The 671-nt window shown below is 30.4% G+C and carries 1 protein-coding gene; it reads right to left on the bottom strand.

Annotated elements, in window-relative coordinates; all coding sequences use genetic code 11:
- Positions 1-126: 126 nt before the first annotated feature.
- Positions 127-552: a hypothetical protein gene (locus tag HGP29_RS28385; protein WP_168885829.1), complete on the bottom strand. Its 426-nt coding sequence runs from the start codon at positions 550-552 to the stop codon at positions 127-129.
- Between the last annotated feature and the right edge of the window lie 119 nt (positions 553-671).

The raw sequence follows: 671 nt of genomic DNA, 5'->3' as shown, positions 1-671 counted from the left end.
TAATAGTAAGAGTGATAAGTTTAGGTATCGTTTCATTATCATCTTAATTGTACACAACGTAATGGCTAAACTACGACCAGAGGGTGCGTCACCCGATGGATGGAGGTTAGCTACTGTTGTATGCTTTTATTTTTTAAATTTATACTCTTCCAATTCGATGGCCTCATCGAAATATTTTTTAAACTTATCAGATATTTCCCTTTTAGTGAATTTTACAATCGTATATGAACTATCCCAAGCTATTATTTCTATTTTAGAATTCTCAACTTGAAGATTTCCGTTTTTCCAAACTTCTCCATTTCCGTCAGCATAAGGAATTTCAATTTGGTCAGTTTTTAAATCCACATTCTTATCAATTCCTGAAAAAACGCCCCAAACAATTTGAGTATCAGTTTTACAGATCAACTCCATTTCATCTGAGGAAATCAGAAACCAATCTTTTTCATGATTTATTGGTAATTTCTCTATTTCAGAAGTATTTATATCCAAATCTGAAATCAACCATTTCAAGTCCTTAATATCATCTTTAATTGGTTCAAGTAAAACACCCAAATTTGTATGATATTTTAGTTTACTAGTATCTCTAATTATCCAATTCAATCAATGTTTACGAACCAGAAAAAGTCATAATCCATCCAATATTTCTCAATTGACTTTACTTTATTAAAATC

The organism is Flammeovirga agarivorans, from assembly GCF_012641475.1.
GTDB lineage: Bacteria > Bacteroidota > Bacteroidia > Cytophagales > Flammeovirgaceae > Flammeovirga > Flammeovirga agarivorans.
This window is presented reverse-complemented; position numbering and strand designations above follow the sequence as displayed.